Genomic DNA, 12,467 nt, shown 5'->3' on the forward strand with positions numbered 1-12,467 from the left:
CCCTAGTACCGACTCGGTCGACTACCTGAAGTCGACCGCGCCAAGGTGTCTGTCGACACCCCGCCCTCTACATTTGGCAAAATATTGACCAAACCACAACTAGCGCGAGTTTGATCGACACAGATTTTGCGCACATGCATAATAGGCGTCAATGCACAGCGCCCGTAGTTCTACGGGCCACTATATTGTACGGGCGTCGTTGCACGGATGCAACCCCAGCTAGTGCAGCCTGAGGTCGAGAAGTGGCCGGCAGGTGCTTGACTGAATCATCCGATTTGCAAGAGTTTGACGTAAGTCCAAGTCGGGCTTTCGGAATGTTGCTGGACAATTGCCCAAAAGTTCTCAATCATCTGGAACAAATGTGTGCCTACGACAAGCCGGCGAACTCTGGCGGGAGGGGCCAATGAAGCGAAAGAGGGGAACGCCTCGACTCTACCTCGCGGCTTCGGGAGTTGAAGATATGCCGGTCGCAAACACGGAAGAACGGTTGCTGGCGCTGCTCGCAACGCTGGAGGAATGTCAGGCGTTCCTGACCGACCGGGCGAACACGGAGACGGCGCGGCTGTTGTCCCTTGCCATCCTCGAGCTTCGGATGTAGCTCCACAAGGTAACGGATTCCGAGCTGAAGGCCCTCTGTGACATGATCGCTTCGGATGAGCCCGTGCTGGAACAAACGACGGCCCGGCAACTGCCGCCGTATTTGAGGCTGATCAAGTAAGCCAGCGCCCGCGCGGGACGCTGCTCGGCTTGGGACGTACGGCTCAGCCCGCAGTCACGTCAACCGCCTCGGCGCCTTCGAGCACGCGACGGGCCTTGTCGCGGTCGAGGTCACCTTCCCATGCCGCGACCACGACGGTGGCGACGCAGTTGCCGATCAAATTGCCGACTGCGCGCGCCATGCCGATGAACCAGTCGACGGAGAGCACCAGCACGAGGCCAATCGCCGGGATGCTCGGCACGGCGTTGAGCGTCGCCGCCAGGATGACGATCGCCGAGCCGGGTACGCCATGCGCACCTTTCGAGGTGATCAGCGACACGCCGAGCACCAGCATCAGGTCGCCGAACGACAGCGGCGTGTTGGTCGCCTGCGCGATGAACACGACCGCGAGCGTCAGGTAGATCGAGAAGGCGTCGAGATTGAAGGAATAGCCGGTCGGGATCACGAGGCCGACCACCGAATCCTTGACGCCGAAACGCTCCAACTTGCGCATCACCTGCGGCAGCACCGCGTCGGACGATGCAGTGGCGACCACGATCATCAGCTCCTCGCGCAGGTAGCCGAGGAATTTGAGTATGTTGATGCCGGCGAGCGCCATCACGGCGCCGAGCACGCCGAGCACGAAGATCGCGACCGACACGTAGAACAGCGCGACCAGCGACAGCAGCTGCTTCAGCGAACCGACGCCGTATTTGCCGACCGTATAGGCGACGGCGCCGAGCACGCCGATCGGCGCGAAGCGCACGATGAGGCCCATCGCGCGGAACAGCACGGTCGAGACAGCGTCGATGAAGGAGGAGATCTTCTCGCCCTTCTCGCCGCCGACCAGTGCCAGGCTGACGCCGAAGATGATGGCGAAGAACAAGACCTGCAGCACGTCGTTGCGCGACAGCGCGTCGAACGAGGTGGTCGGGATGATGTTGAGCAGGAAGCTGCCGATGCCTTCGCCCTTCAGCTTCTGCGCGTTGCTGGCATAGTTGCCGAGCGCCTTGGCATCCAGCGTCGAGGTGTCGATGTTCATGCCGTGGCCGGGGCCGAACAGATAGGCGAGCAGCAGGCCGACCACGAGCGCAACCGTCGTCATCGCCTCGAAATAGACCAGCGCCTTGACGCCGACCCGGCCGACCTTCTTGAGGTCGCCGGCACCCGCAATGCCGTGCACGACGACGCAGAACACGATCGGCGCCACGATCATCGAGATCAGCTTCAGGAAGGCATCGCTGAATATCTTCAACCCGATCGCGAAATCGGGCGCGGCCATGCCGATGACGATGCCGAACAGCAGCGCGACAAGCACCTGCACGAACAGTGATGTGTAAAGCGGCTTGCGCGCCACTGTCGCTTCCGCTGCGATGGTCGACATGACTTCCCCCTGTTTCTGGCCGGCCGAACCTGCCAATCATAGCAACTTGCGTGCCAAGATGTCGCAGGATCGGCCGCGCCTAGCCGGTCAGCCGTCGATTTCGAGGGTGCTGGTCACGGTGTAGACGACGCCGTGGGGCAGGAAATCGACGGTGGCCTCGCCGCCGAGCTGGTCGCGGGCACTGCGCTCGATCAGCCGTGAGCCGAAGCCACGCTGGACCGGCGCGGTGACCTGTGGGCCGCCGGTTTCGGTCCAGATCATCCGCAGCTTCGATCCGGGGCCCTCGTTGAGGATTTCCCAGTCCAGCGTCACCGTGCCGGTGTCGTTGGACAGCGCGCCATATTTGGCGGCGTTGGTCGCCATCTCATGCAGGATCATCGACAACACCAAGGCAAGCCGGGGCGACAGCGGCACACGGGGGCCGAACATCCTGACCCGCGCGGACGTGTTCAAGAGGTGGGGCCGCAGCACGCGGCTGACGACGTCCTGGAAGTCGGAGCCCTGCCATTTGTCGGTGGAGAGCAGATTGTGCGCCTCGGCCAGCGCGCCGAGCCGCCCCTCGAACTTGTCGCGCTCGGTGCGGCTCGCACTGCGGAAGGTCTGCGTGGCGATCGATTGCAGGATCGCCAGCGTGTTCTTGACGCGGTGGTTGAGCTCTTCGATCAGCAGGTCGTGCAGCATCTCGCCGCGCGCGATCGTGGTTGCCATCCGCACCGCAAAGCCGAGCCCGACCAGCAGCAGGACGCCGCCGATCACGCTGGTGATCGCCAGCGAGCGCCACAGCGGTGCCACCAGCGAGTTCTCCGCGATCCCCGCGGCGACGGTCCAGCCGGTGACGCGCGACCGGGTGAAACCGGTGATCAGCGCCACGCCTTCCAGCGAGACAGTCGGCAGCGTCGCCTCGCCGCGGCGGAACATCTCGGCAAACAGCGATGGCGAGGCGCGCTGGCCGATGGTCGCCTGCGGATTTGGCACCCGCGCGAGGTTGACGCCGTCGCTGTCGAAGATCGAAATGGTCCAGTCCTGGTTGAGGCGTTGCTTCTCGATGATGGCCTGGAACACCTCGATCGGCGGGCTGAAGGAGATGTCGTAGAGCACCTCGCCGTCGCGCATCACCGGTACCTCGACGGTGATGATCAGCCGCTGCTTCACCGCGCCGAAGAACAGGTTGGAGTATTGCGGCTGCCGCGTCGCGAACACCTTCTCGAGGATCTCGAGATTGTTGCGCGGCGGCAGGCTCGCGGTGTCCGGCGTCAGCGAGGAGAACACCTGGCGTCCGGCGCGGTCCGCCACCAGCACCACGCCGTCCTTGCCGTACTGGTCGATGAAGCCGACCGCGACGCGGCGGAAGTTGTCGAAGTCGCTGTTGCGCAGCGAGTTGGTCAGGGCCAGCACCTGCAGCCCGCCGGTCATGCGCTGCATTTCCGCATCGAGCAGCAGGCGGATGCTGCGCGCCGTCTCCAGCACGCGCTGCGTGGCCGCCTGGCGATCCCGCTGATAATTGTGGAAGACGATCCCGACCGCGAAAATGATCAGCGGCAACATCGTTCCCGCGACCAGAAGCGCGAGACGGACTGGCAATGTCAGTTTCGGCACGAAGTCCCCGGGTCGGTGCCCATTCGCTGCGAGCTTAGGGGAGGCGAGAAAAATTCGCCAAAGGAAATAGTTTTATATCAGAAAGGTTCCGCGGCGCTTTGAGCATGATCCCTCGCGACAAACGTGGAGCGCGTTCGCGCGGAGATCATGCTCAAACGAGGTGTGCGCGGCGGAATGACGTCGTGTCAGAGATTGCTCTCGGTGATCGCGGCGTAGACCATGGTGCGCAGCTCGCGCCGCAGCGGATAGGCGCTCGACGGCAGCACCTGGGTCATGAAGATCGTGATCAGCTCCTCGGCCGGGTCGATGAAGAACGACGTCGTCGCGGCGCCGCCCCAGTTGAATTCGCCCGGGCTACCGGCGATCAGCGTCTGCGACGGGTGCATGGTGACGGCGAAGCCGAGGCCGAAGCCGATGCCGTTATAGGCGGCTTCGGCGAACATCGAGCGCGACATCGCCGGCAGGTCGACGCCACCGGGCAGATGGTTCGAGGTCATCAGCTTCAGCGTCTTCGGGCCGAGCAGCCTGACGCCGCCGAGCGCGCCGCCATTGAGCAACGCACGGCAGAAGGTCAGGTAGTCGGCCGCGGTCGAGCACAGTCCGCCGCCGCCCGAGATCAGCGAAGGCGGCGCCAGGAACGAGCTGGTGGTCGGATCGTCCTGCAGCGTCAGCGTGCCCTTGCGCTCGGCGGCGAGCGGGTTGAAGCCGCCCTGCGGATCGGCGGAATAGCAGGCGGCAAACCGATGCGCCTTGTCGGCCGGTACGAAGAAATCCGTGTCGGTCATGCCGAGCGGCTTGAAGATGCGCTCCTTCAGGAATTGCTCGAACGGCTGGCCGGAGATCTTGCCGACGAGATAGCCGAGCACGTCGGTCGAGACCGAGTAGTTCCAGGCTTCGCCCGGCGAAAATTCCAGCGGGATCTTCGCCAGATCCTCGATCATGCCGTCGAGCGTGCCGGCCTTGATGACCTCGCCGATCTTCTTCTCGCGATAGGCCGCGTCGACATTGGAGCGCTGCTGGAAGCCGTAAGTGAGGCCCGAGGTGTGGCGCAAGAGGTCGACTATTTGCATCGGCCGCGTCGGTGGGCGGGTCAGGAAGGCGGGCGCGGTGCCGGCGACGAACACGCCGAGGTTCTTCCATTCCGGAATATATTTCGCGACCGGCTCGTCGAGCGCGACCTTGCCTTCCTCGACCAGCATCATGAAGGCGACCGACGTGATCGGCTTGGTCATCGAATAGATGCGGAAAATGGTGTCGTCCTTGACCGGCACCTTGCGCTCGAGATCGGCAAAGCCCTGGACCGTGGAATGCACGATCTTGCCGCGGCGATAGATCAGGGCCTGCGTGCCGGGAAAACGGCCGGCATCGATGTAGCGGCTCTTCAGATGCGCTTCGAGGCGGTTGAGGGCAGTGGTCGACATTCCCGCGGATTCGGGCGAGGCAGGCGTGGGGGCTAGCATCAGGCGTTTCTCCGGCTTGCAAGGCAGCCTTGATAGCCGAAAAGTGTCTGCTGCACCAATCCGCTGCCGCTTACCGGCCTTGGGCTGGTGGTGTACCGTCACCCCTGCAATCGCGCCCCCGAAGGGGCCCAAGGTATCTGCCAAGGTATCCGTCAAGGGAAACGCCGAGATGACCCAATTCAACGAAACCGAGCTCACCGCCGCCGTCATCCGCAGCTTCGACCAGACACCCGATCCGCGGGCCAAGTTCCTGCTGCAGGAATTGGTGAAGTCGCTGCACGATTATGTGCGCAGGACCGATCTCACCTTTGAGGAATGGGACCAGGCGATCGGCTTCCTGACCCGCACTGGGCAGAAGTGTACCGACATCCGCCAGGAGTTCATCCTGCTGTCCGACGTGCTCGGCGTGTCGATGCTGGTCGATGCGGTCAACCATCGCGATCGCGACGGCGCGACCGAGACCACCGTGCTCGGCCCATTCTATGTCGGCGAGCACAAGGTGACGCCCCACGGCACCGACATCTCGGCAAGCCTGCCCGGCGAGCGCATGTTCGTGCAGAGCCGCGTCACCGACCTCGACGGCAAGCCGCTGGCCAATGTGCCGGTCGATATCTGGCACGCGGACGATGACGGATTCTACGACTCGCAGAAGCCGAGCTATGCCACCGAAGGTCCGTCGTCGCGGGCGCGCTTAATCACCGATGCCGACGGCCGCTTCTTCTTCCGCACCATCGTGCCGTGCAGCTATCCGATCCCGACCGACGGCCCGGTCGGGCAGATGATCACGCAGACCAACCGTCACCCGATGCGGCCGGCGCATGTGCACTTCCTGGTCAACGCCAAGGGCTACGAGCCGCTGATCACGCATGTCTTCGTCGAAGGCGACAAGTACATCGATTCCGACGTCGTGTTCGGCGTGAAGGATGAATTGATCGCCAAGGTCGAGCGCCGCACCGATCCCGTCATGCCCGATGGCCAGCGATCGGATGGGCCGTGGAGCCTGATGACCTACGAATTCCACGTGAAGCCCGGCGGCGGAATGGCGCCCGCGCCGCTCGGCACCAAGGTCACGGAAGACGCCTGATCGGTTTCTGAACGCTTCTGCCCAATCCTTGTGCGCCGCACAAGGATTGGGCGAATCGCAAATTTTGGCAGCGCGTGGAAAACTCGCGCGTGCTGCGACATGTTGCGCAAGGCTTTGCAGCGAAATCGATTTTTGCACTGCGGTAGATTGGCACAAGGCTTGAATAATCATTAGCCGACGCCATTGAAGCCGTCCCTCGAGGCTACCCCATCGGATTTCTGACGCCGCCAGACCGGGGCCTTCCCGGTGCACGCCTTTTTGCGCCCTGCGCGCGTCGCCATCCGGAGGACGGCGCTCGACGCACTGACGCAACACCGCAACGCAACGACGCAAAGGACGACCGATGACCAAGCCCACCGACAAGCCGCCAAGCCGCGGCCTCAGCCGCCGTCAGCTTCTGAAGGCAACCAGCGGCGCCGCCGCGCTGCTCGCCGCGGCCAAGCTCAACTTTCCCGCAGGCGCGTTCGCGCAGGGCGCCGGTCCCGAGGTGAAGGGCGCCAAGCTCGGCTTCATTGCGCTAACCGATGCCTCGCCGCTGTTCGTCGCCAAGGAGAAGGGCATCTTCGCCAAATACGGCATGCCCGATGTCGAGGTGCAGAAGCAGGCCTCGTGGGGCACCACGCGCGACAATCTCGTGCTCGGCTCCGAGGGCAACGGCATCGACGGCGCGCATATCCTGACCCCGATGCCGTATCTGATTTCGGCCGGCAAGGTGACGCAGAACAATCAGCCGACGCCGATGTACATCATGGCGCGGCTCAATTTGAACGGTCAGTGCATCTCGGTCGCCAAGGAATATGCCGATCTCAAGATCGGCATCGACACCGCGCCGTTCAAGGCGGCGCTGGAGAAGAAGAAGGCTTCCGGCAAGGCGGTGAAGGCCGCGATGACCTTTCCCGGCGGCACGCATGATCTGTGGATCCGCTACTGGCTCGCCGCCGGCGGCATCGATCCCGACAAGGACATTGAGACCATCGTGGTGCCGCCGCCGCAGATGGTGGCCAACATGAAGGTCGGCACGATGGACTGCTTCTGCGTGTGCGAGCCGTGGAATCTGCAGCTGATCCATCAGGACATCGGCTATACCGCGATCACGACCGGCGAGCTCTGGGACAAGCATCCGGAGAAATCGTTCGGCCTGCGCGCCGCCTGGGTCGACAAGAATCCGAAGGCCGCGAAGGCGCTGCTGATGGCTGTCATGGAAGCCCAGCAGTGGTGCGAGAAGGCGGAGAACCGCGAGGAGACCGCGGCGATCTGCGCCAAGCGGCAGTGGATCAACTGCCCGGTCGAGGACATCACCGACCGCATGAAGGGCAAGTTCGACTACGGCACCGGCCGCGTGGTTGAGAATTCGCCGCAGCAGATGCGGTTCTGGAGCGACAACGCCTCCTATCCCTATCAGAGCCACGACCTCTGGTTCCTCACGGAAGACATCCGCTGGGGCAAGTACGAGGCGGGTTTCGACACCAAGGCGCTGATCGCCAAGGTCAACCGCGAGGATCTCTGGAAGGAGGCTGCCAAGGAACTTGGCGTGTCGGACATTCCGGCCTCGACCTCGCGCGGCAAGGAGACCTTCTTCGACGGCAAGGTGTTCGATCCCGCCGATCCCGCCGCATACCTGAAGTCGTTGTCCATCAAGCGTGTTGACGTCTGATTTGAGCGAGCCGCGCGAGCAGCGCGGCTCTCCTTTTTTGACCACGGAGATTTTCGTTCAATGTCGATGCCTGCCATGAAGACTGAAGTGTCGGCGGTGGCGATCCCGCCGGCCACTGCCGCGGCGCCGGTCGTGACCATGACGCCGAAGCGCGCGCCGCGCGCCGAGGCCTACGCCAGGATGGCGAAGGAGACCGCGGCGCGCGTGGTGCCGCCGCTGATCGTGGTCGCGCTGCTGCTGGTGGTGTGGGAGCTGATCTGCCGGCGCGCCGGCTCCAGCCTGCCGCCGCCGTCAAAAGTGTTCAAGGACACCAAGGAGCTGATCCTCGATCCGTTCTTCGACAATGGCGGCATCGACAAGGGCCTGTTCTGGCATCTCTCCGCCAGCCTGCAGCGCGTCGCCTACGGCTATTCGCTCGCGGCGATCGCGGGCATCGCGCTCGGCACGCTGGTCGGACAATCGGTCTGGGCGATGCGCGGGCTCGATCCGCTGTTCCAGGTGCTGCGTACCATCCCGCCGCTCGCCTGGCTGCCGCTGTCGCTGGCCGCATTCCGCGACGGCCAGCCCTCGGCGATCTTCGTGATCTTCATCACCTCGGTGTGGCCGATCATCATCAATACCGCGGTCGGCATCCGCAACATCCCGCAGGACTACCGCAACGTCGCGGCCGTCGTGCAGCTCAATCCGCTGGAGTTCTTCACCAAGATCATGATCCCGGCGGCCGCGCCCTACATGTTCACCGGCCTGCGCATCGGCATCGGTCTATCCTGGCTCGCGATCGTCGCCGCGGAAATGCTGATCGGCGGCGTCGGCATCGGCTTCTTCATCTGGGATGCGTGGAATTCCTCGCACATCAGCGAAATCATCCTGGCGCTGTTCTATGTCGGCATCATCGGCTTCGTGCTCGACCGCCTGATCGCGGGGCTGGGCAAGATCGTGACCCGCGGCACGGCGGCGAACTGAGGAGGACGTCATGCAGGCCTATCTGAAGCTCGATCACATCGACAAGACCTTCACCCGCGGCAGCGCCACCACGGAGGTGCTGAAGGACATCAATCTGACCATCGAGAAGGGCGAATACGTCTCGATCATTGGTCACTCCGGTTGCGGCAAGTCGACCCTGCTCAACATCGTCGCCGGCCTCACCGGCGCCACCAATGGCGGCGTGCTGCTGGAGAACCGCGAGGTCAATTCGCCGGGGCCGGATCGGGCCGTGGTGTTCCAGAATCACAGCCTGCTGCCGTGGCTGACCGTCTACGAGAACGTCAAGCTCGGCGTCGACAAGGTGTTTGCAAGGACCAAGAGCAAGGCCGAGCGCGACGCCTGGGTGATGCACAATCTCAGCCTCGTGCAAATGGCGCATGCCAAGGACAAGCGGCCGAGCGAGATCTCGGGCGGTATGAAGCAGCGCGTCGGCATCGCGCGTGCGCTCGCGATGGAGCCGAAGGTGCTGCTGCTGGACGAGCCGTTCGGCGCGCTTGACGCGCTGACCCGGGCGCACCTGCAGGATTCGGTGATGGCGCTGCATCAGAAGCTCGGCAACACCATCCTGATGATCACCCACGACGTCGACGAGGCGGTGCTGCTGTCCGACCGCATCGTGATGATGACCAACGGCCCGAGCGCGCGGATCGGCGAGGTGCTCGAGGTGCCGTTGGCGCGGCCGCGCAAGCGGCTCGAGCTCGCGACCAACCAGGGCTACCTGAAGTGCCGGCAGCGCGTGCTCGAATTCCTCTATGAGCGCCACAGCTTCGTCGAAGCGGCGTGATGACTACGCCGCCGGCAAGCGCTTCCGCTTTGAACCGAAGCGCCGGCTTCGGTTACCAATGCTCGCGTTTTGAAAAATCGTTTCAGAACTCATTTCATGACCGAGGAGAATTGAGATGAATCCGGCCCAAATCAAGCTGGTTCAGGACAGCTTTGGCAAGGTCGCGCCGATCTCGGAGCAGGCCGCGGTCATTTTCTACGACCGCTTGTTCGAAGTCGCGCCCGCCGTGAAGGCGATGTTTCCGGTCGACATGAAGGAGCAGCGCAAGAAATTGATGACGACGCTTGCCGTCGTCGTGAATGGGCTGAGCAATCTCGACACGATCCTGCCGGCCGCGAGTGCGCTGGCCAAGCGGCATGTCGGCTACGGCGCCAAGGCCGAGCATTATCCGGTGGTCGGCGGCGCGTTGCTGTGGACGCTGGAGAAGGGGCTCGGCGAAGCCTGGACGCCTGACGTCGCCGCCGCGTGGACCGCGGCCTACGGCACGCTGTCCGGCTACATGATCTCGGAAGCCTATGGCCCGGTGCAGCCGGTCGAATAGCAGGCGGTGACAGAAGCCTTCCACGTCGCTGCAAGAGCCCTTCCGTCCGGCCATCGCTCAGGCGGATAGGTGGATTGCTTCGCTGCGCTCGCAATGACGTGCGCAAGCATCTATGGTCCGCCCCGTTCCGCCAACGGGTGAGCCAACAATGATGTTTCTGGAAACGCCGCCGAAACTGATCGCGACTGAAATCTTCTCCGCCGTGCCGGCCGAATTCCGCCGCAGGGTGGCGAGCGAATGGGCCGACGCCAACCGCCCGGGCGCGGTGACCGACTGCTTCATCGAGGGACCGTCGTTCGATGCCGAGGGCAATCTCTACATCGTCGACATCCCGTTCGGCCGCATCTTCAGGATCGCGCCTGACAAGTCATGGTCGCAGGTTGCCGAGTATGACGGCTGGCCGAACGGGCTGAAGATCGATGCGATGGGCCGCATCCTGATCGCCGACTATCGGCACGGGCTGATGGAACTCGATGCCAGGTCGGGCGAGGTCACGCCCCTGCTGCGCTCGCGCAATTCGGAATCGTTCCGCGGCTGCAACGACCTGCACATCGCCTCGAACGGCGACATCTATTTCACCGATCAGGGCCAGACCGGGCTGCACGATCCGACCGGCCGCGTCTATCGACTGCGGGTGAACGGAGCGCTCGACTGCCTGATCGACACCGGCATCAGCCCGAACGGCCTGGTGCTCGATCCGCACGAGGCGGTGCTGTTCGTCGCCATGACGCGCGACAATGCGGTCTGGCGCGCACCGTTCATGAAGGACGGCAGCGTCTCCAAGGTCGGCCGCTTCTGCTCGCTGTTCGGCCCGAGCGGACCCGACGGCATGACGATGGACGCCGCCGGTCGGCTGTTCGTCGCGCATGCCTCGCTCGGCCATGTGTTCGTGTTTGCGCCGAACGGCGAGTGCATCGCGCGGATCAAGTCCTGCGCCGGGCCGAGCTGCACCAATGTCGCGATCGGCGGCGCCAACCGCAACCGCCTCTACATCACGGAATCGGTGACCGGCTCGGTGCTGGTCGCCGACATCGATGGGCTCGGCTAGATATTTTCCCTGGCTGTCGATCCTCGTCGTCGCGCCTGGCGCGCGTCCCGCCATCAGGTCGGCTGCTCACCTGGTGTGGCCGGGCAGTGGTCCGAATGCAGTTTCTCGAGAAACTCCTTCACGCCGCTGACGGCGCCGGTGTTGGAGGCGACGTAGCCGGGAAGGGCGCCCACCGCCTTGTGAAACTCGCTGCTTTTCATGATGTCGAGCACGCGCTGCATCGGCTCGGTCTCGAGGAAGGCGCGCTTGCAGACGAAGAAATAATCTTCCGTGAGCAGGCGGATGAAATCGAGCCCGAACTGTCGCGCCGCGGCCTCGACGCCGAAGCTCGCATCCGCCATGCCGCTCGCGACATAGGCGGCGACCGCCGCGTGGGTGAATTCCATGTGCTGGGCGCCGTTGATCCGCCCTTCCGGGATCTTGTGCAGCCCCAGCAATTGATCGAACAGCAGCCGCGTGCCGGAATCGTGGTCGCGGTTGACGAAGCGGGCCTTGCTCTCGACCAGGTCCTTCAGCGTTGTGATCTTCAGCGGGTTGCCGCGCTTGACCATCAGGCCCATCTCGCGCGTCACGAAATTGATGACGCGGTCCTCGCGCGGATCGAGCCATTCGCGGCAGGCCTTGATGCCCTGCGCGCGCAATTCGCCGCGCGGCAGGTGCACGCCGGAGAGATCGCAGGCGCCCTGCGCCAGCGAGACCAGCGAGTTCTGGTTGCTGACATAGCGCAGATCGACGCCAACGCCGCCCGCGCGGTCGAGGAACTCGCGCAGCTTGGACACCGCAAAGCCATGGCTGGCATGGACCCGGATCACCGACGGTCGCTGCTCGAGAAACGGCTTGATCTCGGTGACCAGCTCCTGCGCGAGGTTTTCGAGCTGCAGCCCGAGCCGCGCCTGCATCCGCTCGCCGGCCCACACCAGCTTCTCGCCGAATGGCGTCAGCTTTGAGCCCTTGCCGCGGTGGGTTTCAACCAGCGGAACGCCGAAGAACCCGGTCCATTGCTCGATCAGGTTCCAGACATGACGATACGACAGCTGCGCGTCGTTGGCGGCGCTGGTGATCTTTCCGGTCTTTCTGATCTCGTTGAGGATGCCGAGCATCACGACCGCGGTCTGTGGGCTGTTTTCTTTCCGAAAGCGCCAGACGGTCTCGATCTCGATCTGCAGCATCGTGGTCACCATTTATGATGTTGACTTCATATATTGGCGTGCCAATAGGCACAAGATATCATATTT

Annotated in this window: 11 protein-coding genes; 7 read left to right on the forward strand and 4 right to left on the reverse strand. The window is 63.7% G+C overall.

The features are described 5' to 3' along the window. Positions 1-460 precede the first annotated feature (460 nt). Entirely contained in the window at positions 461-598 is a 138-nt protein-coding gene (locus ACVWY5_RS09455; RefSeq protein WP_456671667.1) for a hypothetical protein, read from the forward strand. Positions 599-761: 163 nt separating this feature from the next. Here the strand turns inward: ACVWY5_RS09455 and ACVWY5_RS09460 are convergent, their stop codons facing one another. The 3 genes from ACVWY5_RS09460 to ACVWY5_RS09470 form a co-directional block, all read right to left on the reverse strand. Then, positions 762-2,081: a dicarboxylate/amino acid:cation symporter gene (locus ACVWY5_RS09460; protein ID WP_028338130.1), complete on the reverse strand. Its 1,320-nt coding sequence runs from the start codon at positions 2,079-2,081 to the stop codon at positions 762-764. A gap of 87 nt (positions 2,082-2,168) precedes the next feature. Continuing rightward, positions 2,169-3,677: a sensor histidine kinase gene (locus tag ACVWY5_RS09465; protein WP_028338129.1), complete on the reverse strand. Its 1,509-nt coding sequence runs from the start codon at positions 3,675-3,677 to the stop codon at positions 2,169-2,171. 185 nt (positions 3,678-3,862) lie between these two features. Beyond that, entirely contained in the window at positions 3,863-5,137 is a 1,275-nt protein-coding gene (locus ACVWY5_RS09470) for a serine hydrolase domain-containing protein (RefSeq protein WP_028338128.1), read from the reverse strand. Between the two features lie 169 nt (positions 5,138-5,306). Between ACVWY5_RS09470 and ACVWY5_RS09475 the strand changes: the two genes are divergently transcribed. From ACVWY5_RS09475 to ACVWY5_RS09500, 6 genes are all read left to right on the forward strand, one after another. After that, the gene (locus ACVWY5_RS09475) at positions 5,307-6,221 is read left to right on the forward strand and encodes an intradiol ring-cleavage dioxygenase (protein WP_028338127.1); all 915 of its coding nucleotides are present in this window, start codon (positions 5,307-5,309) and stop codon (positions 6,219-6,221) included. A 343-nt stretch (positions 6,222-6,564) separates the two neighbouring features. Then, the gene (locus tag ACVWY5_RS09480) at positions 6,565-7,875 is read left to right on the forward strand and encodes a CmpA/NrtA family ABC transporter substrate-binding protein (protein ID WP_028338126.1); all 1,311 of its coding nucleotides are present in this window, start codon (positions 6,565-6,567) and stop codon (positions 7,873-7,875) included. Between the two features lie 60 nt (positions 7,876-7,935). Continuing rightward, complete coding sequence (ntrB, locus tag ACVWY5_RS09485) at positions 7,936-8,838, forward strand: nitrate ABC transporter permease (RefSeq protein WP_026192466.1); 903 nt, start codon at positions 7,936-7,938, stop codon at positions 8,836-8,838. Between the two features lie 10 nt (positions 8,839-8,848). Then, the gene (locus tag ACVWY5_RS09490; protein ID WP_028338125.1) at positions 8,849-9,643 is read left to right on the forward strand and encodes an ABC transporter ATP-binding protein; all 795 of its coding nucleotides are present in this window, start codon (positions 8,849-8,851) and stop codon (positions 9,641-9,643) included. 115 nt (positions 9,644-9,758) lie between these two features. Beyond that, positions 9,759-10,184, forward strand: a complete 426-nt coding sequence (locus ACVWY5_RS09495) for a globin family protein (protein ID WP_028338124.1) — start codon at positions 9,759-9,761, stop codon at positions 10,182-10,184. Between the two features lie 148 nt (positions 10,185-10,332). Continuing rightward, positions 10,333-11,232 carry an SMP-30/gluconolactonase/LRE family protein gene (locus ACVWY5_RS09500; protein ID WP_028338123.1) on the forward strand — a complete coding sequence of 300 codons (900 nt, stop codon included), beginning with the start codon at positions 10,333-10,335 and terminating at the stop codon, positions 11,230-11,232. A gap of 53 nt (positions 11,233-11,285) precedes the next feature. On the opposite strand, the gene ACVWY5_RS09505 is transcribed toward ACVWY5_RS09500, so the two are convergent. Beyond that, positions 11,286-12,401 (reverse strand): substrate-binding domain-containing protein, encoded by a 1,116-nt coding sequence (locus ACVWY5_RS09505; RefSeq protein WP_051376430.1) that lies wholly within the window; start codon positions 12,399-12,401, stop codon positions 11,286-11,288. Between the last annotated feature and the right edge of the window lie 66 nt (positions 12,402-12,467).

It is taken from the genome of Bradyrhizobium sp. USDA 3256 (assembly GCF_054058275.1).

Bases quoted from the DNA above. Each gene is read 5' to 3' on its own strand.
- ACVWY5_RS09455 (WP_456671667.1), top strand. From the start codon at position 461: ATGCCGGTCGCAAACACGGAAGAACGGTTGCTGGCGCTGCTCGCAACG.
- ACVWY5_RS09460 (WP_028338130.1), bottom strand. From the start codon at position 2,081: ATGTCGACCATCGCAGCGGAAGCGACAGTGGCGCGCAAGCCGCTTTAC.
- ACVWY5_RS09470 (WP_028338128.1), bottom strand. From the start codon at position 5,137: ATGCTAGCCCCCACGCCTGCCTCGCCCGAATCCGCGGGAATGTCGACC.
- ACVWY5_RS09475 (WP_028338127.1), top strand. From the start codon at position 5,307: ATGACCCAATTCAACGAAACCGAGCTCACCGCCGCCGTCATCCGCAGC.
- ACVWY5_RS09480 (WP_028338126.1), top strand. From the start codon at position 6,565: ATGACCAAGCCCACCGACAAGCCGCCAAGCCGCGGCCTCAGCCGCCGT.
- ntrB (WP_026192466.1), top strand. From the start codon at position 7,936: ATGTCGATGCCTGCCATGAAGACTGAAGTGTCGGCGGTGGCGATCCCG.
- ACVWY5_RS09490 (WP_028338125.1), top strand. From the start codon at position 8,849: ATGCAGGCCTATCTGAAGCTCGATCACATCGACAAGACCTTCACCCGC.
- ACVWY5_RS09495 (WP_028338124.1), top strand. From the start codon at position 9,759: ATGAATCCGGCCCAAATCAAGCTGGTTCAGGACAGCTTTGGCAAGGTC.
- ACVWY5_RS09500 (WP_028338123.1), top strand. From the start codon at position 10,333: ATGATGTTTCTGGAAACGCCGCCGAAACTGATCGCGACTGAAATCTTC.
- ACVWY5_RS09505 (WP_051376430.1), bottom strand. From the start codon at position 12,401: ATGCTGCAGATCGAGATCGAGACCGTCTGGCGCTTTCGGAAAGAAAAC.